We start from the raw sequence: 19,253 nt of genomic DNA on the forward strand, positions 1-19,253 counted from the left end.
GGCGCGTGCTGCCTCCCGCGCGTCGCAGCCCGCGCCCAGCGGGCGCCCGTCCTCGCTGACACTCCATAGGCGCCGTTATCGGCGTCAAGACTGGTGACCATTGCCGGCTGCATTGCAGCCAAGAGTCCGGGAAGGGGGATGGGATTTCCATAGGAGCATCTCCTCCAGCCGCCTCTGGGCTCGCGACCGGAGTCGCCCTCGCCGGCACGGGCGCGGATACCCCGATCCCGCGGACCAGGAGCGCCCAACAGGCCGTGCCGGTCCGTTCCGGGCTTTCACGGGCGAGGCCGCTGCCGGTGGGACACGCGCGTTGGCCATCAAACAGGCGCTTCGGGCGGACAGGAGGCCTGCCAATCCACGCCCGCCCTGCCGCGGGCGGGAGGCCGGTGACGCCCGTTGTCCGGCCCGTCCTTCTCGCTTCAAGACCCCGGATTCATGCCGCCGGTAATGGGGATTACCGGCGGTAGGGTGGGGACGGGGCCTTCTGAGGCCCGAAACCGCCAAAGCCGCCCCGCGGCGACCGAATGGAGCCTGCGTGACCGACCTGTCGACCCCCGTCCGCGCCCTGCTTCCCGGTGTCGGCGAACCGGCGGCCGGGCTGCCCGCCCTGCCGGGAGCGGTCCTGGCGGCCGCGGACGCGGAGCGGGTGCGGCGCACCCTGGACGGCTCCGTCTCGGCCGCGACCCGGCGGGCGTACGCCTCCGACTGGCGCTCCTTCAGCGCCTGGTGCGCCGCGAAAGGCTACGTGGCCCTGCCGGCCGCGCCGGAGACGGTGATCGCCTACCTGTCCGAGGCTGCCGCGACGGTGCGCCCCGACGGGACCCCGGCGTATGCGGTTTCCACCCTGACCCGGCGGGCCGCGGCCCTCAATGCCGCCCACGCGAGTGCCGGGGTGCCGGCTCCGGGCGCGGGCGGGCAGGTGGCCCGGGCCGCCCTGCGCGCGATCCGGCGCGAGCGCACGGCGGCGCCGCGGCGGGTGGATCCGCTGCTGACCGATGACCTGAAACTCATCCTGCGTTCTCTCGCCACCCCGGCCTGGCCGGGCGCGGTGGCCGCGGCCCGGGACGCGGCCGTGCTGCTGGCCGGGTTCGCCGGCGCGTTCCGGCGCTCCGAACTGGCAGCCCTGAACCTGTCCGACGTGATCCCGTCCCGGCACGACGGGGTGCACCTGCGGGTGCGCCGGTCCAAGACCGACCAGGAAGGGGCGGGGCTCATCAAGGCCCTGCCGTTCGGGCACGACCCGCTCACCTGCGCCCCCTGCGCGCTCTACCGGTGGATGGACCTGCTCGAAGCCGTCGACGGGGACGGCGGGCGGGTCGCTTTGATGCGCGCCGTGCGCGGATCCGGGGATCCGGGCACGCACCTCTGCCGGCGGGAGCGGGCCCGCACCGACTCCGAGCTGCCCCTGTTTAGGTCCCTGGCCGGGGGAGGAGCCGTCAAGGCGACACGGATGAGCGGGCATGCGGTCAACGAGATGCTCAAGCGCCGCGCGGCCGCGGCGGGGCTGGACCCCACCCGGTACGGGGGGCACTCCCTGCGGGCCGGGTTCGTCACCCAGGCCTTCCGCGCCGGGGCGGACTCGAGGGCCATCCGCCGCCAGACCGGCCACAAGAGCGACACGGTCCTGGCCGTGTACGACCGCGAGTACGCGCCCCTGGTCGGCAACGCCGTCACCAGCATAGGCCTGTGAGCAGGGTGCCCGTGAGCAGGGAGGCCACATTGCCTCCCGTGTGGGGGCTGTTCAGGGACTGGTGCGAGGCCTCGGGGCTCTCGGCCCTGCCGGCCACCGCCGACACCCTCGCCGCCTTCTTCGCCGAGGTCCCCGCGGCCCCGGCCACCCGGGCCAAACGCCTGCAGGTCATCCGGCGCATCCACCGCCAGGCCGGGCACGTCCTGGCCCTGCCCGACCCCGCCGGCGCGTTGCCGTGGCGGGAGGGGGAGGGGTGGCTGGACCTCACCGGCACCCTGACCCGCTGCCCCACCGCCGGCTGGCCGGCCGGGCTGGCCGGGCGCCGGGACGCCTACCTGGCGGTCCTGGCCGGCGCCTGCCGCCTCACCCGGGAGACGGCCCGCACCGTGGGCGTGACCGACATCCACCGGCACCCGGACGGCGCCTGGACGGTCCGCGGCCTGTCCGTACCCCGCGCACCGGAGCCGGAGGGGTGTCCTGCCTGCGCCCTCGCCCGCTGGCTGACGGTCCTCATCCTCTGGGACGAGCGGGGGAGGGCCTCGGTCCGCTCGGCCCTGGCCGGGCACCGAACGATGAGCACCCACGCCTGCACCCAAGCCTCCGGACACGCGGGCCTTCCCCCGACCACGGTGCTGCTGCCGGGCATCGACCAACACGGGTGGCTCGCCGACTGGGAACCGGTCAGCGCCCGCACCGTCTCCGCCGTCCTGGCCCACCGCCAGGACGCCTCCCGCCCGCCCGTTCCGGACCCCAACGCCGGGCAGGAGCCTCGAGGTGAGGTTCGGGAAGACTACCAGCGCGCCAGCCTGGACGAGCTGGCCGGAATCCTGGAGCTGCTCGACACTCGGGCCGCCCACGCCCTGGCCGCCTCCGACACGGCCATCGAAGAAACCCTGGCCATGCTGAACCGGATTGGCGGCCGCTAGGTGTTTGGGGCCGGATGGTGCTGCAGCTGGGGCCGGCCAGGACCGTACCCGGCCAACCCGGGACCGACCGCGCCGGGCGTTGGTTCGGAACAGGAGCACGCCAGGCGTTCTTTCTCGGCTTCTCCTGCCCTACCTTTGAGCCATGAATCTGCGCCGCCTTCCCTTCATGTGGCCGCAACGGCTGACGCCGAACACCCGGTCGCAACGGTCGCTCCGGTGCCCTCCAACTCCAGATAGTCCGTTCACCCGTCCGGGAAGGCCGAGGGGGACCTGAAATGCCCGATCTTCAGCATGTAGCCGATGAGAACGGCGTGCAGCGGTGGGAGAGCCCGGACCTCTCCGTGGTCGAATATCGTGCCCCCGACGGGCAGCGGATGCGTTTCGAGGCGTACACCGGAAGCGACTTCCTTGTCGGAAGGAAGATCGGGGCACGGATCACGACGCTGGGCAGTCAATTCGAGTACGCGGCGATCGACAACTTCTACTTCCTCCCGACCACGGCGCTCGAGCCGGGCGCCGGCCAGGACCAGGCCGTGGGGCAGCAGGTGCATTCCTTCTACCGGGAATCGGCCACCGGATACAGCGGCAGCAAGCTCGCCAAGCAGGAGTGGGCGGTGCTTGGCTCCAAGATCCCCGGGACCGTCAGGTCCTGGTGCCGGGCCCAGTGGCACGGGGCCAACTTCTCCCACGAAGTCCGAACCGGCCCCTTTCCCCTGGCCCTGGCCGGAGGGCCGCCCAATTTTCCCACCGGATTCCCGGACAGCTGGGACGCGCCGGGTGGGATCAGGGTCAACCCCGACAGTCTGGTCCTGAACGCCAAGTTCCTCGGGGACACCGCGGTTGGCTCCGTCCAGGTCCGCAACAGGGAAGGCTCGCGCCAAACCATCGCCGTCAACGCGGCCGATGACGGCCATTTCATCATCAGCCCCAGGATGTACACGATCCGGGCGGGAGAGACGAAAAGAGTGAGCGTGAAATACGAGGGTGCCACCCGGGCCGGCAACACCGGAACCTTCACCATTGCCGCCGGGCAGCAGCGGTTCGTGGTCAGTCTGCGCGGAGCCATAAGGCCCGGAGCTGAGCGTCCCTAGCAAAAGGTGCGGGTCCAGGCTCCACCCGCCAGGTGTACCTGGCCAGGAGGTTGGTGACACTTCGGGTCATTAGGCGTTGACGTGCAAGAGGACAAGCTGTACCAGGGATCGGAGGTGAAGAACCTGGTGTGCGCACCTGGCGGCGCCTGCACCTACCCGACCGGAACCGGGCTCGCCGGTTCCGACCTGACCGACGAGCAGAAGCAGCTGCTGCTTGACGTGATCGCCAACTGGGTGGGACTGTCCGACGAGGAGACCACCACGAAGGCGCTGGCGAAGATCGAAGCGACGCTCGACGAGACGTACGTGAACTGGTCGGGCGCGACCGAGTACAACATGAGCCAGGGCGACGGCGTCTACTTCCAGATCTCCGGTCCGGACGTCTACATCGAGTTCTCCAACCAGCAGGGCTCCGCCGGTGCCGACGTCACCGGCTACACCACGGCGGGGTGGGGACACATCCACACCATCTACCGCGACCCAACCAACGACTACGCCAACAGTGCCACCCAGCAGGAAGCAGCCAGCATGGGAGGTCCCCCCAACGGTGGAGCTCCCTAGGCAGGACGGCATCACCCGCGCGGGGGCTGACCGATCCTCGAGCCTCCTCTGACAGGCCGCTGATCGATCCATGTATGCGCCCTTATCCCCCAGGTCCGCTGGGTGGCGTTCAGAGCCTGCCTAAGGGGATTCCAGTCAAGCGGTGATGAGGCGCTCGAGAATTAGAGAACGGTCCCCTTAAAGCTGTAAGTGATCGGCCCTCGCGGAACCTCGCCAAGACAGAAGCCCCGCCGTCCCAACTGGTTCGCAGAAGGGGCGGCGGGGCTTGGGCCAATACTAAGTTCAGCCGCCGGCGAGGGACGGTTCCCGAGTGGCGGCGCCGTGCTTTTGGGCATCCTGCCGGTTCTTGGCCACGAGGCTGAGGGCCAGCAGCGTGGCTGTGGCAAACACCGCGGACAGGGCGAAGATGCCGAAGCCCCACCCTTGGTTGCCGGTGGCAAACAGCTGTCCGCCCATCCAGGGGCCGAAGACTGCCCCGAAGCGGCCGATGCCGGTGGTCCAGCCGATGGCGGTGGCCCGGCTGGAGGTGGGGTAAACGTGGGCGACGGCGGCGTAGACCATGGTCTGTGCGCTGAAGAGGAACACCCCCGCGGCGAACACCAGGACATAGGTGGCAGCCAGCGGAAGGTGCGCCCCCAGCGAGTAGACGCTCGCGGCGGTGAGGGCGAACCAAATGGTGGCTACGCGCACGGGGCCGAATCGGTCCGCGATCCGCCCGGCCACGAACATGCCCACGATGCCGCCGCCGTTGATCACCAGGAGGAAGGCCAGGGCGGATCCCAGGTTGTAGCCCTCCGAACGCATCAGGGACGGCAGCCAGGTGCTCACACCGTAAACCAGGAGCAGGCCGGCGAAGGAGGTCAGCCAGAACAGGGTGGTGACCCGCCAACGGTCGCGGCTGAAGAGCTGGGCCAGGGATGCCCTGCGGGGCGCGCCGTCGCGCGATTCCTCGGGAGCCGGAAGGGGCAGCCCGTACTGCTGCGAGAGTCGTTCAGCGGCAGCGGTGCGGCCCTTGGACATGAGGAAGGCCAGTGATTCCGGCATGAAGCGCGCCACGAGCGGCGCGGCGATGAAGAGCGGAAGCACGCCGATGAGGAACACGGTGCGCCAGCCGAAATCCTCAAGCAGCCAGATGCCAAGGGTCGAAGCAGCGATGCCGCCTGCGTGGTGGGCGGTCATCAGGACGCCGATCAGGAGGTTTCGGCGGCCGGCCGGTGCGTACTCGGCCACCAGGGCGATGGCGGTGGGAAGCAGCCCGCCCAGCCCGATGCCGGCAATCAGCCGGGCCGCCCCAAAGGTAATGACGTCGGGGGCGATGCCGCAAAGGCCGGATGCGACCGAGAAGACGATGCAGCACAGCAGGAGCACGCGCTTGCGGCCGATCCGGTCCGTGGCCATGCCGGCCGACAGTGCGCCGAGCAGCATGCCGAACGTGGCTACGCTGCCCACGTCGCCGGCGGAGGAGGCGGACATGCCAAACTCCGGGTCCCCGAGCATGTCCGGAAGGACTGCGCCGTAGACGAAGAGATCCAGGCCGTCGAAGAAAACAAGCAGCCAGCAGAGGGATACGACCAGCGTGGCCACCTTGGCGGACGATGGCGCACGGCGGGTAAAAAATTCAGGAAGCATCGTCGCTGCCCTTTCGGAGGTGATGCAGGGGACAAGCCGTTGGGCTTTGCATCACTCTACCGGGTGATAACAATCACTTCAATAAAATTGCTAACAATTTATTTGACAGAGAAAGCCGAAGGCCACTGCCGCTCGTGCCGTAAGGCAGGGGCGGCAGTGGCCGTGGCGAAGCAAGCTGAGCGGTTGGTGGCGACGGGTTCCCTAGGGATTGCTGGAGCGGATGACGTCGGCAACGCTTTCAAGGTGGTACCTCATGGCCTCGGCGGCCGCGGCCGGGTCATGGGCGCAGACGGCCTTGATGATGGCCAGGTGCTGTGGCAAGGACACCGCCGGCCGGCCCGGCTGGCGTGCCAGCCGGAACTGGAACCGGACCGCCTGGCCACGCAGCCGCTGAATGTTTGCCGCTGCCGTCTGCTGGGCGCTGATGGCGATGATCCTGGCATGGAGTATCTGGTTGCACTCCGAGTAGGATTCCCGGTCTCCCCGGTCCACGGCGTCTTTCATGCGTTCGGCGAGTCGCTGCAGCTCGCCGATCTCACTGTCCGTGATGCGTTCGGCCGCCTTCCTCGCACACAATGCTTCCAGCGCCGCCCGGACCTCGGTGATTTCCACGGCCTCGTCGACGGATACCGCCCGCACTCTGGCGCCACGGTTCTGCACGCGTTCCACGAGGCCTTCAACGCTAAGCTCGGACAGCGCCACCCGGATGTTCCCCCGGCTGGCCCCATACTCGGCAGCAAGATCGCTTTCCACCAGCCGCTGGTTGGGTACCAGGTCTCCGCTGACGATGGCGTTGCGAAGCAAATCCGCCACTTCCGCCGCCGTTAATGTGCCGACAGACACCCGGTCCCGAGTTTCCACGCTAAACGCCTTCCAGCCGGCCACGCAGCCACCGACATTGCTAACAATTTCTCTCTTCAGGGTACTCCACCCGGAGGCACGCGCTCCTGCAATCCCGCCGGGCCACGGCTCAGCGGATTGCGTCAGCGGGGCGACGGCCGGTCTTGGCCAGCTGGATCTGCTCGTAAACGTGGTGGCGCAACTCGGTAAAGCGCGGGAGGGCCCTTGTATTGAGCTGGTCCCGCTCTTCCGGGAGGTCGATGACCAGGTCCTCCTGCACGACGGTGGGTGAACTGGACAGAATGATCACCCGTTCGCCCAGATAGACCGACTCGTCGATGTCGTGCGTGACAAAAAGTACGGTGACGCCCAGCTTCTTCCAGACGGTGCGAATGAGGTCTTCCAGGTCGGCCCGGGTCTGGGCATCGACGGCGGCAAAAGGCTCGTCCATCAGCAGCACCTCGGGCTGGTACGCCACGGCACGGGCGATGGCGACGCGCTGCTGCATGCCGCCGGAGAGCTGCCAGGGGTAGGACATCGGGACGTGGGACAGGCCCACTGCCTCCAGCGCCTCGTCCACCAACCGGTTCCGCTCCGTTTTGGCCATGCCCTGGTTCTTCAGCGGGAGCTCGACGTTCTCGTGGACTCGCATCCACGGGAACAGCGAGCGGCCGTACTCCTGGAACACCACCGCCATCTTCTTTGGCGGGCCGGTGACCTTGGCCCCGTCGAGCAGGACCTCCCCCTCGGTGGGAGCCATCAGGCCCGAAATGCACTTCAGCAGGGTCGTTTTGCCGGAGCCGGAAGGTCCCACGAGGCAGGCCAGCTCCCCCGCCCGCAGGTCGAAGGTGAGATTGCGGACCGCTTCCACCGGGCCGCCGTCGGTCTGGTAGACCTTCTTGAGATTCCGGACCGAAAGCATTGCCTTCCCCTCGGCCAGGACCCGGCCGGCGCCGAACGTTTCGGCGGCCGGTCCACCGGCCAAGCCGCTTGTTTCATTGATGTCAGACTGCATTTTCTACCTCTCGCAGGCCGTGGTACCAGCGCAGGATGCGGCGCTCGGTGAATTGGAAGATGAAGGACAGCGCGACGCCGATCAGGCCCAGGATCACGATGCCTGACCACATTTCAGGAACGGCGAAGGAACGCTGGAACTGGACAATGGTGAAGCCCAGCCCGGAGGACGATGCGAACATCTCGGAGATGACCATCAGGATGAGGCCGATCGAGAGGCACTGCCTGACCCCGGCCAGGATCTGCGGCCCCGCCGAAGGCAGGACCAGGTACCGGACCCGGGCCCAGCCACTGATGCCGTAGGTTTGGGCGGAATCGGAGAGCACGCCGTCGATGGCCCGCACACCCTCGACGGTGTTCAGAAGCACCGGCCAGATGCAGCCCGAAATGATGACGACCACCTTCATGGAATCGGAGATGCCCATCAACAGCATCAGCACCGGCACCAGCACGGGCGGCGGAACGGCCCGGAAAAATTCGAGCACCGGTTCGGTCAGGGCGCGAAGCCACTTGGCCGAGCCGATCAGGAGTCCGGCCAGAATGCCGACGATGATGGCGGCCGAGACGCCGACGAGGAGCCGCAGGATACTCGGCGCCACATCCGAAAAGATCCGTTCGCCGAACCAGGTTTCCGCGAACGTGGTGGCCAACGTGCCCGGCGTGGGGACGAAGAAGCTCTTGGCGCCCAGGGTTGACGCCCACCAGATGAGGACCAGTAGGGCCGGCAGGCCCAAGATGTACAGGACGCCTTTTGCGATTCTCAAACGATCACCTCGGAGCGGATGGAGGAGTGCCAGGAGAGGGTCTTGCGCTCAATGAACCTCATCAGCAGGTTGATAAGGACACCGATCAGTCCGGTGGCAAGAATCAGGGCGTACATCCCGGATATGGCTCCGCCTGATTGGGCCAGGGCAATTTCCCGTCCCAGGCCCGGGGAACCAATGACCAGCTCCGCCGTGATGGCCAGGATCAGGGCAACGGAAGCGGCCAGGCGGACCCCCGTCATCAGGTAGGGCAGCGCCGTCGGGAAGACCACGTACCGCACCCGGGCCGCCGCTGGCAGCCCGTAACTGCGGGCCGTCTGCATGGCCACGTTATCCACGTCCGCCACTCCGTACAGCACTTGGATGAAGACCTGCCAGAACGCCGCGTAGACGATCAGCAGTATCGACGACTGGATCTTCACGCCGAACAGCAGGACGGCCAGGGGAATCAGGGCAACGGAGGGGATGGGGCGCAGGAACTCAACGGTTGAATTGGTGAACCGGCGCAGGAAGTGCGAGGATCCCACGACAAACCCGGCAACCAGCGCCAACACCATGGCGGACGCAAGTCCCAGGAACCAGGCCAGCAGGGTCTCTCCCACGGCCGCCCAGAAGGCGACCAGCTGGAGATCGACGGCCAGGGCGGCAATGACCTCCGATGCCGGCGGCAGGAAGCGTGCCTCAATGAGCCCCAGCCGCGGTATCGCCTCCCAGGTCAGGAGGAATCCGAGGATGCCGGCGACGCCCAAAAGCTGTTTGGCGGGCCACTTCCGCCCCGGCCGCCGCCGGCGTGCACCGGCGGCGGCCGGTGCCGCGGCGGTGACGCCGGCCGGCCCGGCGGAGGCGGTGTCGAGCCTCATGGGGCCGTGGGTCATGGGAGCAGCTCATCCAGGTTCACGTCGTCCGCCAGCACTCCGTCGCCCTTGGAGAGGGTAACCAGCTCTTCGACAGAGGCTCGGTTGATCTCCATGGAAAAGCCCGGAAGGGTGAGCTTTTCGGCCGTTGCCGCGTCAATCTTGGTGTAGGTCGGCAGAATCCTGCGCACGGCGTCGGGGTTGTCCTGCGCGTACTGCAGGGACTTCTCCATGGCCGCGGTGAACTTCTTGACGAGCTCCGGGTTGCCGGAGGCGGTGGCAGCGGTGGTGAAGTAGGCTCCCACGGTGAGTCCGTCCGCGGCGTCAACGTAGTTGGAGGCCAGCAGTTTTGCGCCTTCACCCGTGCCGGCGGTGAGGAACGGTTCCACCACCTGGATCGCGTCCACTTGGCCCCTTTCCAGGGCCGCCTGCATGTCGGGGAACGCCAGCTCCACGAACTTGATGGTGGACGGATCGCCGCCGGCCTTGCGGACGGAGGCTCGGACCGTGGTGTCGTTGATGTTGTTCAGGGTGTTGACGGCCACCGTCTTGCCGGCAAGGTCCGCGGGCGACGTGAGCGGGCTGTCCTTGGCCACCAGGATCCCGCCAAAATCCTTGCCGTCCTCGCCGGTGGAGCTGGCGCCGGAGGCCACCATCTTGACGTCCAGCCCCTTGGACTTGGCCAGGAGCATCGAGGAGACGTTGCTGAATCCGAAGTCCATGGTTCCGCTGGTGACGGCCGGGACGATGGCCGCTCCGCCCTGCGCGGACACAAGCTCCAGCGACAGCCCCTCGTCTTCGAAGAACCCCTGCTCCTTGCCCAGGTAGATGGGCGCCACGTCCACGATGGGAATGACCCCCACCTGAATCTGCTGCCCGCCGCCGGCCTCGGCGGAAGCCTGCCCCTGCGAGAGCGGCGCCGAGGAGCAGCCCGCAGTGAGGAGGAGGGCGGCAACGGCCGCTGCGGCCTTGTACGACTTCATATCAATCCCCTAGCTAGATGTGGTGCGCATCACTACGACAGGATCAAGCTATGGGCGGTTGGCAATGTTGTCAACAATTTAGTGATGGATATTCGTAAAGATTGTTTCGTGGCAGTCTGCGAATTATTTATGCCCCTTCTTTGCTAGCTATATTGTTGACAATATAGCGAGCGAAATGCTTTACTCGCTACATGCAACGGCGTCGCTCGGCGAACGCCCTCCCCGATGACCAAAGGACAGTGACAATGAACGACGCCTTCCATGACGTAGCGCACCTGGGCCACGTCGAACTGCTGACCCCGGAGTTCGACAAGAGCCTGTGGTTCTTTACCGAGCTGCTGGCCATGCGCGAAGTGGGCCGTGACGGTGATTCGGTGTATCTGCACGCCTGGGACGACTACGAACACCACACCATCAAGCTGACGGCGAGCCCGACGTCGGGTGTGGGCAAGGTGGCGCTGCGCGCGGCCAGCGAGGCTGCCCTGCAACGCCGCGTCGCGGCGATCGAGGCCAGCGGACACGGCATCGGCTGGCACGACGGCGGCCCCGGGCTGGGCCCCACCTACGCCTTCACCGACCCGGACGGGCACCCGATGGACATCTACTTCGAATCCGAGTGGCATGTCCCCACCGCCGAATCACGGCCGGCGCTGAAGAACCAGGCGGACAGGTTCCCCGGTACCGGAGTCAACGCCCGCCGCTTGGACCATGTGAACTTCCTGGCCGCGGACGTCGCCCTCAACGGCAGCTTCGTGGCCGAATCCCTCGGCGGCCGCGCCACCGAACAGATCCGCCTCAACAGCGGCAAGCTCGGCGCCCAGTGGTTCACCTTCACCAACAAGAGCTATGACCTGGTTTACAGCGAGGACTGGACCGGCAGCAACGGGCGCCTGCACCACATCGCCTTCGCCACCGACACCCGCGAGGACATCCTCAAGGCCGCGGACATCTTCCTCGAAAACGGGATCCACATCGAGTCCGGCCCCCACAAGCACGCCATCCAGCAGACCTTCTTCCTGTACGTCTACGAGCCCGGCGGAAACCGGATCGAGTTCTGCAACTCCGGCGCCCGCATGATCCTGGCCCCGGACTGGAAGACCGTGGAGTGGACCGAGACGGACCGGGCCAAGGGCCAGGCATGGGGCATGAAGACCATCGAGACCTTCCACACCCACGGCACCCCGCCGGTGGCCGTCCCCGCGCACTGACTGCTCCGTTGACCACCAAGGCAAGCCCACCGAAGGGGGGAACCCGTGACGCTCCACCCGCTCACCTCGCCCGCGCCGGCCGCGGGACCGCGCCTGTTGGGCAGCCAGCTCGCCGTTCCCTGCTGGTACATGCGGGGAGGCACCTCCAAGGGCCCGTTCTTCCGGTCCGATGATCTGGCGCAGGACACGGCCGCCCGTGACGCCTTCCTCCTGGGGGCCATGGGTTCGCCGGATCCGCGGCAGATCGACGGTTTGGGCGGCGCGCATCCGCTGACCAGCAAGGCCGGGATCGTGTCACGCAGCCAGCGGCCGGGCATCGACCTCGAGTTCCGGTTCGCCCAGCTTCAGCCGGACAGCGACACGGTGGACACCACTGCCAACTGCGGAAACATGCTCGCCGCCGTGGTGCCCTTCGCCGTCGAATCGGGGCTTTTGGCGCCCCAGCACGACACCACCACCGCCCGGGTCCTTACCCTGAACACGGGGCTGACCGCGGAGATCACCATTTCGACGCCGGCGGGTCCGGCTACCCCCACGGGAGCAGCGGACCGGTACGTCGAGTACGGCGGGGACGCCAGGATCGACGGCGTCCCCGGGACCGCCGCCGCCGTCGAAATCAACTTCCTGGACACCGCCGGCTCGGTCTGCACCGCCCTGCTGCCCACCGGCAACCTGCGCGACACCGTCCAGATCGAAGGCTTCGGGGCCGTGGACGTCACCTGCATCGACAACGGCATGCCGCTGGTGATCCTTAACGCAGTCTCCCTGCAGCGCACCGGCAGGGAGCCGGTCGTCGACCTCAATGAGGACACCGAACTGAAGGACCGCCTCGAAGCCCTGCGGATCAGTTGCGGCGCACTGATGGGCCTGGGCGACGTGACCGCCAGGAACTATCCGAAAATGACCCTGGTGTCCCCGCCGCAATACGGGGGAGCGATCGGCACGCGTAGCTTCATCCCGCACGTCTGCCACGAGTCGATCGGGGTGCTGGCCGCCGTCACCGTGGGCACCGCGGCGGTATTGAGGGGCACGGTGGCCCATGACGTTGCCTCGCTGCCTGATACCGCGTCTGCTGTGCCGGTTTCCGTGGAACACCCCAGCGGCGAGTTCACCGTCCAACTGGAACTCGACCCGGCCGACCCCACCCGCGTGGCCAGGTCCGCGCTGATCCGCACCGCCCGCCTCATCATGGCCGGGGACGTCATGGTCCCGGGTCACCTCTGGAACCCAACGGACACCGCGTCCAAGGAGCAAGAACTGTGATCATCGATATCCACGGCCACTACACCACGGCCCCGCCGGCCCTCGGCCAATGGCGGGACCGCCAGATCGCCGGGCTCAGGGACCCGTCCCTGGCGCCCTCGCGCACCGACCTGAAAATTTCCGACGACGAGCTGCGCGAAAGCATCGAGCAGAACCAGCTGCGCCTCATGGACGAACGCGGCATCGACCTCACGGTCTTCTCGCCCCGGGCGTCCTTCATGGCCCACCATGTGGGCGGCTTCGAAACCTCGGCCGAGTGGGCAGCCATCTGCAACGAGCTGTGCTACCGCATTAGCCAGCTCTACCCCGAGCGCTTCGTCCCGGCGGCCATGCTCCCGCAATCCCCCGGCACGGACCCGGCCACCTGCCTTCCGGAACTGACCCGCTGCGTCGAGGAATACGGCGCGGTGGCCCTGAACCTGAACCCGGACCCCTCCGGCGGCCACTGGACCGCCCCGCCGCTGACCGACCGGTACTGGTACCCCATCTACGAAAAGATGGTGGAGTACGACATCCCGGCCATGGTCCACGTGAGCACCAGCATCAACCCCGCGTTCCACACCACCGGCGCCCACTACCTGAACGCGGACACCACCGCGTTCATGCAGTTGATCCAGGGAGACCTGTTCGCGGACTTCCCGACCCTGAAGCTGGTCATCCCCCACGGCGGCGGCGCCGTTCCCTACCACTGGGGCCGTTTCCGCGGCCTGGCCATGGCCTTGAAGAAGCCCGCGCTGGAGGAGCACCTGCTGGGCAACGTCTTCTTCGACACCTGCGTCTACCACCAGCAGGGAATCGACCTCCTGCTGGACGTCATCCCCACCCGGAACATCCTGTTCGCGTCCGAGATGATCGGCGCCGTGCGGGACATCGACCCCTGCACCGGCCACTACTTCGACGACACCGCACGGTACGTCGAAGCCGCCGGGCTGGACGAACCGGATCTGGCAGCCATCCAGGAACACAACGCCCGCACCGTCTACCCCCGCCTCAACGCCCTGCTCAAGCAGCAGGGCCGCTAGCCACAGGAGCGCACCACCATGCAGGAACTCGGAGTCGTCCACCGCACCATCACCCGCGCCGCCGCCGTTGACGTCAAGGCCCTCGCGGAATTCGGCGTCAGCACCATCCACGAGGCCATGGGCCGGCTGGGACTGATGCGTCCCTACATCCGGCCCGTCTACCCGGGCGCGAAGCTGTGCGGCACCGCCGTGACGGTGCTGCTGCAGCCCGGCGACAACTGGATGATGCACGTGGCGGCCGAGCAGGTCCAGCCCGGCGACGTGCTGGTGGCCGCCTGCACCACCGAAAGCGAGGACGGCTTCTTCGGCGACCTGCTCGCCACCTCCCTCAAGGCCCGCGGCGCCGCGGGGCTGGTGATCGACGGCGGCTGCCGGGACGTGGCCACCCTGCAGGAGATGGATTTCCCGGTCTTCAGCCGCGCCATCAACTCCAAGGGCACCGTCAAGGCCACGCTGGGTTCGGTCAACATCCCCGTGGTGTGCGCCAACGCCCTGGTGACCCCGGGCGACGTGGTGGTTGCCGACGTCGACGGCGTCGTGGTCGTGCCCGCCGCCCGCGCGGCCGAAGTGGCCGAGGCCGCCCGCAAGCGCGAGGACAACGAGGAGTCCAAGCGGCGGCGCTTTGCCGCCGGCGAACTCGGCCTGGACATCTACTGCATGCGCGAGCCGCTGGCCGCCGCGGGACTGCGCTATGTCGACTGACACCGAACCGGACCGTAGGACCCCCTTGGAGACGACCTTCACCAAGACGCCCGGCTGGCTGGACTGGTACAGCAACCCTTCCAAGCCCCGTTTCCGGTTGCCCGCCGGCACCGTCGACGCCCACTGCCACGTCTTCGGCCCCGGAGCCGATTTCCCCTTCGCTCCGGAGCGGAAATACACGCCGTGCGACGCCAGCAAGGATCAACTCTTCGCCCTCCGCGACCACTTGGGTATCAGCCGCAACGTCATCGTGCAGGCAACCTGCCACGGCGCCGACAACAGCGCCATGGTGGACGCGGTGCGCTCCTCCGGAGGCCTGGCGCGCGGCGTCGCCACCGTGCGGCCAGACATCTCCGAAGCGGAACTGAGCAGGTTGGATGACGCCGGCGTGCGGGGCGTGCGGTTCAACTTCCTCAAGCGACTGGTCAGTTCCGCCCCGCAGGAGGACCTCGCGGCCATCGCGCGGAAGATCGCCCCGCTGGGCTGGCACGTCGTCATCTACTTCGAAGGCGCGGACCTGGAAGGTCTCGAAGGCTTCTTCGCCTCCCTCCCCACCTCGCTCGTGGTGGACCACATGGGACGACCTGACGTGACCAAGCCCGTCGACGGCCCCGAATTCAGCAGGTTCCTGCGCTTCGTCGACCGCAACGATGTCTGGGTCAAGGTCAGCTGCCCGGAACGGCTCAGCGTCAGCGGGCCGGGGGCCCTGAACGGTGAGCAGCACGCCTACACGGATGCCGTGCCGTTCGGCCGGAGGGTCATCGAAGAGTTCCCTGACCGCGTCCTGTGGGGCACCGACTGGCCCCATCCCAACCTCGCCGGGCACATGCCCGAAGACGGCCTGCTGGTCGACTACATTCCGCAGGTGGCGGTCACCCCTGAACAGCAGCACAAGCTCCTGGTGGCCAATCCGATGCGGCTCTACTGGCCGGGCGACGAGGCCTAGGCACCCTACCTCTCACCGTTCCCAGAGGATTCCAATGATGCACTCCAATGCGGCGAACCGGCTCGACCGGCTGCCCATCTCCCGGCTGCGCAAAATCACGTTGGTCGCCGTCTCCTTCGCCTACTTCTTCGAGTTCGCGGACATCAACAGCTTCGCCACCACTGTCCCCAAGCTCGTGAGCCTGTGGGGCGTCACGATCAACCAGATCGCCTACGTCACCTCCCTCTCGTTCATCGGCATGTTTCTCGGCTCGCTGGTCGCCAGTTGGCTTGCCGACCGGTGGGGACGCAGCAACCGACCTGCGACTGCTGGACATCATCCTCTGGACCTCCCAGGACGATCGCATGCCCCGTCCGGGAAGCCCCGAAAACTTCTGGCTGACCCGCCCGCCGCGAGACTACGAACCCCCACGGCTGGACCCGGTCATCCTCTGAAGCAAGCCGCCAGCCACATCGCTGCCATCAAGGTTGGGGTCCGGGAGGCTCGAAGCTCCTTAACGGCGTTTGGCCATGACCCGTAGGGAGGTGCTTCCAGCGCGAAGCGCGCCGGGAGACCTTGGGGAGCGGCCCTAGGCTGATGGCATGGAAGATCGGCAGAGGTGGCAGGTACGGTGGTGGATTCGTATCGCTGGCATGGCGGCCATCCTGATTTCCCTGTCCCAGCAGTTCTCCACCATGTACTTCGTAGGGCGCGGCGAGATGCCTGCCTCGGAGGTCCCGCTGGGATGGGCCTTCATCGGGTCACTGACCGTGCTGGTCATCCTGCTGACCTTTCGGCCATACATTGAACTCAGGCCGGACGGACGCCTGATCCTTCAAGGACGGTTCCCGCCGCACCAGCATCGTGTGCCAGGACACGTGGTCATGGCGCGAGCCGCGTTGGTTTGACGTGGCCGAAGCGGTCACGGGCCGCCGACCCATCCGCGACGTCCCGGTCGGTGAGGACACGGACTCATAGGGGCAGGCCGCGACGGCCCGGGGAGCGGCCTGCCCGGACCGGGCCTGACGAGTCCCTGGTTTGCCCGCGGCGCAGGTGGTTCCGGGCGTGGACCTTAGCGGCGGGTGGTCAGTCCCGCGGACTTGGATCGGTTGCAGGGCCCGCACAGGATCTGAAGGTTCTCGGCGTTGCTGCTGCCGCCCATGGCCAGGGGAATGATGTGGTCGAACTGCAGCTCGGTGGTCGAGCCGCAGCTGCGGCACCGGGCTTCGTCGCGGGCCCAGATGTACTGCTTCAGGTCATCGGGGATGGCCCTGCGCACGGGAGAGTTTCGTGGCGCCGACCCCATGGCGACCGTTGCTTGGGCGCGGTCGATTCGTTGCCTGTTGCGCTGTTCCCTAGTCACGATCAGGGCGTGGACCTCATCGGCCCTCAGTCCCTCATTCTCCCAATAGAACTTGTCCCGAAACCGCCAATATCGTCGGCCATTGAGCCTCACTACGGCAGTGGGATACTGCCAGTAGCGTTCTTCGCGTTCAACGAATTCCTGCTTGGAGATCTTGCCAAGCACGTAGGATTGCCTGCCGATGTACAGCACAACAGGGCCCTTCCCGGTCCAAAAGCCGGGGCGGTGAGTAAGTGTGACATTTTCGGCCCTGCGCAGCATCCCCAAGTTCCCCATCTGATCCCGTCAAACGATCAACCGGATCCCCTCATCCATTCAAGAGTCTGGAAGAGTCTAATTCAGGGACTCTGCCCCGGTCCCTCAGGGGATGGGAGTGTCGAGAGCGTGCCGCGCGTGAAGATTCCGTCCGGAAAGGCGACCCCGACGGACCCGGGGTGGTTCGGGCGGGTGTCTGGCGGGTCCTTGGATAGGGTTTGGGGGTGACACCGTCCCAGATTGCCCCGTTGCCCGATGACTACGCCCAGCTGCTGGAGGCCCTGAAGGACCGGGTGCGTCAGGCGCAGGCCGCCGCGAGGCGCACGGTCAATACGGAGTTGATCGGGTTGTACTGGTCCATCGGGCGGGACATCCTTACCCGGCAGGAGGCCCAGGGGTGGGGTGCGGGCGTGGTGCGCCGGCTGGCCGAGGACCTGCGGGCCGAGTTCCCCGGCATGAAGGGCTTTTCCCTGCGGAACCTACAGTACATGCGGACCATGGCCGAGGCGTGGGGGAGCGGGGCAAATGTGCCACAGGCTGTGGCGCAATTGCCGTGGGGCCATATCCGCACCATCCTGGACAAGGCGGAGACCCCTGAACAGCGCCACTGGTACGCGGCGGCCGCGGCCGAGTATGGGTGGTCGCGCAACGTGTTGCTGAACATGATGATGAACCGGTCGATGGAACGGACCGGGACCGCGCCGTCGAACTTCACCCGCCAGCTCGCCCACCCGGATTCCGAGCTTGCCCAGCAGGCGGCGAAGGACCCCTACGTGTTCGAGTTCCTGGACCTGTCCGGCGAGGTCGCCGAACGCGACCTCGAACAGGCCCTCACCGACCGGATCGTCGAGACCCTTCAGGAACTCGGTCCCGGGTTCGCGTTCGTGGGCCGGCAGGTCCACTTCGAGGTCGGCGGGGACGACTTCTATGTCGATCTGCTCTTTTTCCACGTCGAGCAGCTGCGGTACGTGGTGATCGAGCTGAAGACCGGCAAGTTCAAGCCCGAGCACATCGGGCAGCTGCAGTTCTACGTTGCCCTGGTTGATGACCGGCTTCGCCGGGAAGCCCATGCCCCCACGGTGGGGATCCTGGTGTGCGGGAGCCGGAACGAGCACACGGTCCGTTATGCCCTGAACCAAGCCGATGCGCCCATGGCGGTGTCGACCTTCACCTACGCGACGCTGCCGGCCGCCGAGCGTGCCGCCCTGCCCAGCGAGGACGACCTCACCGCGGCCTTGGCCTGGACCCCGGACGCCGAAACCGCAGAGGAACCCTAATCAGTTCCCCGGCGGCAGCGTCACTCTTAGGTGAACCGGGACCGAGGGATCTGAACCCTCGGTCCCGGGTCGTGAAGTAAGTGCCGTTACCGGCGTTTCGTCGCCTGCCCCTAGGGCAAAGAATGACTTAATGGCCCCCGCAGGATTCGTGCCGGAATCTGCGGTGGCCGCTTTGCCTCCGGTCGCGTCGTGCGCCGCGAAACCCCTGTGGCATCAGCTGGCCGTGCCGGCCGCAGCCGGCACCGGGTCGCTCCAGGGGAGATGGAGGCCGGAGCGGTGATCCTGTCCTGTTCAGGGCCGTGCGGCGTCGAAGAACACGTGTTCCGGTCCCGGGTCCGGGCCGAGCTGGGCACGGATAAAGGCACGGTCGTCCTCCGAGAGTGTCGTTTGTCCGTGCTCGTCGGAGTCGGCGCCTCCGTTGGTTTCCGTGTTGATCGTTGCCACCAGTGTGCGTGGCAGGAGCACACACCCGGGATTGTCGGTGAACCATTGCCGTGTGGCGGGACTGAGTCTGAACCAGTTGTCCCTGACGTTCATCTCCATCGATGTTGCCTTCCGTTGTAGGCCACGGCGGAAACGCCCGTTTCCTGATGGTGGGTCGCGCCAACCGTATGCCCCGGGACAGGGGAATGACAGGTCCCGAGCGGACGCCGCGCTCACCGAGCCTGCCTTCCGCGTTTTCGATATCGTCGGCTTGCGGCCCTGGGCCGCTATCCGGGCACCACTTCAGCCGCAGCTCGAGGGCTTCGATAAGCGGAGCAATCGGAGAGCGTTGTCCGATCTCGTGTGCCTGTACGCGGTTGGTTGGGTTCTGCTGACGTATGCGCCGTTATCGGCTTTGGTTCGTCGGCCCGCAAGTACAACAACGGCTGGGCAAGGGAGCCCG

The 19,253-nt window shown here is 67.1% G+C and carries 20 protein-coding genes; 12 read left to right on the plus strand and 8 right to left on the minus strand.

The genetic code is table 11. The features are described 5' to 3' along the window. Positions 1 to 535: 535 nt before the first annotated feature. From ABD912_RS01415 to ABD912_RS01430, 4 genes are all read left to right on the plus strand, one after another. The gene (locus ABD912_RS01415) at positions 536 to 1,690 is read left to right on the plus strand and encodes a site-specific integrase (RefSeq protein ID WP_345147921.1); all 1,155 of its coding nucleotides are present in this window, start codon (positions 536 to 538) and stop codon (positions 1,688 to 1,690) included. Then, positions 1,687 to 2,616, plus strand: a complete 930-nt coding sequence (locus tag ABD912_RS01420) for a hypothetical protein (RefSeq protein ID WP_345147922.1) — start codon at positions 1,687 to 1,689, stop codon at positions 2,614 to 2,616. Before ABD912_RS01415 ends, ABD912_RS01420 begins: the two co-directional genes overlap by 4 nt. Before the next feature lie 275 nt (positions 2,617 to 2,891). After that, positions 2,892 to 3,707, plus strand: coding sequence for a hypothetical protein (locus tag ABD912_RS01425; protein ID WP_345147923.1), 816 nt, complete (start codon positions 2,892 to 2,894; stop codon positions 3,705 to 3,707). Positions 3,708 to 3,788: 81 nt separating this feature from the next. After that, complete coding sequence (locus ABD912_RS01430; RefSeq protein WP_345147924.1) at positions 3,789 to 4,268, plus strand: DUF3500 domain-containing protein; 480 nt, start codon at positions 3,789 to 3,791, stop codon at positions 4,266 to 4,268. A 282-nt stretch (positions 4,269 to 4,550) separates the two neighbouring features. Here the strand turns inward: ABD912_RS01430 and ABD912_RS01435 are convergent, their stop codons facing one another. The 6 genes from ABD912_RS01435 to ABD912_RS01460 all read right to left on the minus strand — a co-directional run bounded on the left by ABD912_RS01435 (position 4,551) and on the right by ABD912_RS01460 (position 10,352). Further along, positions 4,551 to 5,897 carry an MFS transporter gene (locus tag ABD912_RS01435; RefSeq protein ID WP_345147926.1) on the minus strand — a complete coding sequence of 449 codons (1,347 nt, stop codon included), beginning with the start codon at positions 5,895 to 5,897 and terminating at the stop codon, positions 4,551 to 4,553. 201 nt (positions 5,898 to 6,098) lie between these two features. Further along, a complete protein-coding gene (locus ABD912_RS01440; protein ID WP_345147927.1) occupies positions 6,099 to 6,758 on the minus strand; it encodes a GntR family transcriptional regulator in 660 nt (219 codons plus the stop codon). A gap of 109 nt (positions 6,759 to 6,867) precedes the next feature. Further along, positions 6,868 to 7,659, minus strand: coding sequence for an ABC transporter ATP-binding protein (locus ABD912_RS01445; RefSeq protein WP_345147950.1), 792 nt, complete (start codon positions 7,657 to 7,659; stop codon positions 6,868 to 6,870). Between the two features lie 82 nt (positions 7,660 to 7,741). Beyond that, positions 7,742 to 8,515, minus strand: a complete 774-nt coding sequence (locus tag ABD912_RS01450) for an ABC transporter permease (RefSeq protein WP_345147928.1) — start codon at positions 8,513 to 8,515, stop codon at positions 7,742 to 7,744. Then, positions 8,512 to 9,390: an ABC transporter permease gene (locus ABD912_RS01455; protein ID WP_345147929.1), complete on the minus strand. Its 879-nt coding sequence runs from the start codon at positions 9,388 to 9,390 to the stop codon at positions 8,512 to 8,514. Before ABD912_RS01455 ends, ABD912_RS01450 begins: the two co-directional genes overlap by 4 nt. Beyond that, positions 9,387 to 10,352, minus strand: a complete 966-nt coding sequence (locus ABD912_RS01460; RefSeq protein ID WP_345147930.1) for an ABC transporter substrate-binding protein — start codon at positions 10,350 to 10,352, stop codon at positions 9,387 to 9,389. Before ABD912_RS01460 ends, ABD912_RS01455 begins: the two co-directional genes overlap by 4 nt. Positions 10,353 to 10,597: 245 nt before the next feature. On the opposite strand from ABD912_RS01460, the gene ABD912_RS01465 reads away from it, so the two are divergent. The 7 genes from ABD912_RS01465 to ABD912_RS01495 all read left to right on the plus strand — a co-directional run bounded on the left by ABD912_RS01465 (position 10,598) and on the right by ABD912_RS01495 (position 16,380). Next, on the plus strand, positions 10,598 to 11,560 hold the full coding sequence (locus ABD912_RS01465) for a catechol 2,3-dioxygenase (protein WP_345147933.1): 963 nt from the start codon (positions 10,598 to 10,600) through the stop codon (positions 11,558 to 11,560). Between the two features lie 45 nt (positions 11,561 to 11,605). Next, on the plus strand, positions 11,606 to 12,823 hold the full coding sequence (locus tag ABD912_RS01470) for a 4-oxalomesaconate tautomerase (RefSeq protein WP_345147935.1): 1,218 nt from the start codon (positions 11,606 to 11,608) through the stop codon (positions 12,821 to 12,823). Beyond that, a complete protein-coding gene (locus ABD912_RS01475) occupies positions 12,820 to 13,845 on the plus strand; it encodes an amidohydrolase family protein (RefSeq protein WP_345147936.1) in 1,026 nt (341 codons plus the stop codon). The genes ABD912_RS01470 and ABD912_RS01475 overlap by 4 nt, the downstream gene beginning before the upstream one ends. Before the next feature lie 18 nt (positions 13,846 to 13,863). Next, a complete protein-coding gene (gene ligK, locus ABD912_RS01480; protein ID WP_345147938.1) occupies positions 13,864 to 14,547 on the plus strand; it encodes a 4-carboxy-4-hydroxy-2-oxoadipate aldolase/oxaloacetate decarboxylase in 684 nt (227 codons plus the stop codon). Beyond that, positions 14,537 to 15,493, plus strand: a complete 957-nt coding sequence (locus tag ABD912_RS01485; protein WP_345147940.1) for an amidohydrolase family protein — start codon at positions 14,537 to 14,539, stop codon at positions 15,491 to 15,493. The genes ligK and ABD912_RS01485 overlap by 11 nt, the downstream gene beginning before the upstream one ends. A 34-nt stretch (positions 15,494 to 15,527) precedes the next feature. After that, positions 15,528 to 16,013: a hypothetical protein gene (locus ABD912_RS01490; protein ID WP_345147942.1), complete on the plus strand. Its 486-nt coding sequence runs from the start codon at positions 15,528 to 15,530 to the stop codon at positions 16,011 to 16,013. Between the two features lie 112 nt (positions 16,014 to 16,125). After that, positions 16,126 to 16,380, plus strand: a complete 255-nt coding sequence (locus ABD912_RS01495; protein WP_345147944.1) for a hypothetical protein — start codon at positions 16,126 to 16,128, stop codon at positions 16,378 to 16,380. A 164-nt stretch (positions 16,381 to 16,544) separates the two neighbouring features. Here ABD912_RS01495 and ABD912_RS01500 read toward each other — a convergent pair whose 3' ends face one another. Beyond that, on the minus strand, positions 16,545 to 16,835 hold the full coding sequence (locus ABD912_RS01500) for an HNH endonuclease (protein ID WP_345147945.1): 291 nt from the start codon (positions 16,833 to 16,835) through the stop codon (positions 16,545 to 16,547). 479 nt (positions 16,836 to 17,314) lie between these two features. Here ABD912_RS01500 and ABD912_RS01505 point away from each other — a divergent pair, with 479 nt between their 5' ends. Continuing rightward, the gene (locus ABD912_RS01505) at positions 17,315 to 18,367 is read left to right on the plus strand and encodes a PDDEXK nuclease domain-containing protein (protein WP_345147947.1); all 1,053 of its coding nucleotides are present in this window, start codon (positions 17,315 to 17,317) and stop codon (positions 18,365 to 18,367) included. Positions 18,368 to 18,658: 291 nt separating this feature from the next. Here the strand turns inward: ABD912_RS01505 and ABD912_RS01510 are convergent, their stop codons facing one another. Continuing rightward, positions 18,659 to 18,910, minus strand: coding sequence for a hypothetical protein (locus ABD912_RS01510; RefSeq protein ID WP_345147949.1), 252 nt, complete (start codon positions 18,908 to 18,910; stop codon positions 18,659 to 18,661). Positions 18,911 to 19,253: the final 343 nt, after the last annotated feature.

This window comes from Arthrobacter ginkgonis, assembly GCF_039540195.1.
GTDB lineage: Bacteria > Actinomycetota > Actinomycetes > Actinomycetales > Micrococcaceae > Zafaria > Zafaria ginkgonis.

Bases quoted from the DNA above. Each gene is read 5' to 3' on its own strand.
- ABD912_RS01425 (WP_345147923.1), top strand. From the start codon at position 2,892: ATGCCCGATCTTCAGCATGTAGCCGATGAGAACGGCGTGCAGCGGTGG.
- ABD912_RS01435 (WP_345147926.1), bottom strand. From the start codon at position 5,897: ATGCTTCCTGAATTTTTTACCCGCCGTGCGCCATCGTCCGCCAAGGTG.
- ABD912_RS01445 (WP_345147950.1), bottom strand. From the start codon at position 7,659: ATGCTTTCGGTCCGGAATCTCAAGAAGGTCTACCAGACCGACGGCGGC.
- ABD912_RS01455 (WP_345147929.1), bottom strand. From the start codon at position 9,390: ATGACCCACGGCCCCATGAGGCTCGACACCGCCTCCGCCGGGCCGGCC.
- ABD912_RS01460 (WP_345147930.1), bottom strand. From the start codon at position 10,352: ATGAAGTCGTACAAGGCCGCAGCGGCCGTTGCCGCCCTCCTCCTCACT.
- ABD912_RS01465 (WP_345147933.1), top strand. From the start codon at position 10,598: ATGAACGACGCCTTCCATGACGTAGCGCACCTGGGCCACGTCGAACTG.
- ligK (WP_345147938.1), top strand. From the start codon at position 13,864: ATGCAGGAACTCGGAGTCGTCCACCGCACCATCACCCGCGCCGCCGCC.
- ABD912_RS01485 (WP_345147940.1), top strand. From the start codon at position 14,537: ATGTCGACTGACACCGAACCGGACCGTAGGACCCCCTTGGAGACGACC.
- ABD912_RS01490 (WP_345147942.1), top strand. From the start codon at position 15,528: ATGATGCACTCCAATGCGGCGAACCGGCTCGACCGGCTGCCCATCTCC.
- ABD912_RS01495 (WP_345147944.1), top strand. From the start codon at position 16,126: ATGGCGGCCATCCTGATTTCCCTGTCCCAGCAGTTCTCCACCATGTAC.
- ABD912_RS01510 (WP_345147949.1), bottom strand. From the start codon at position 18,910: ATGGAGATGAACGTCAGGGACAACTGGTTCAGACTCAGTCCCGCCACA.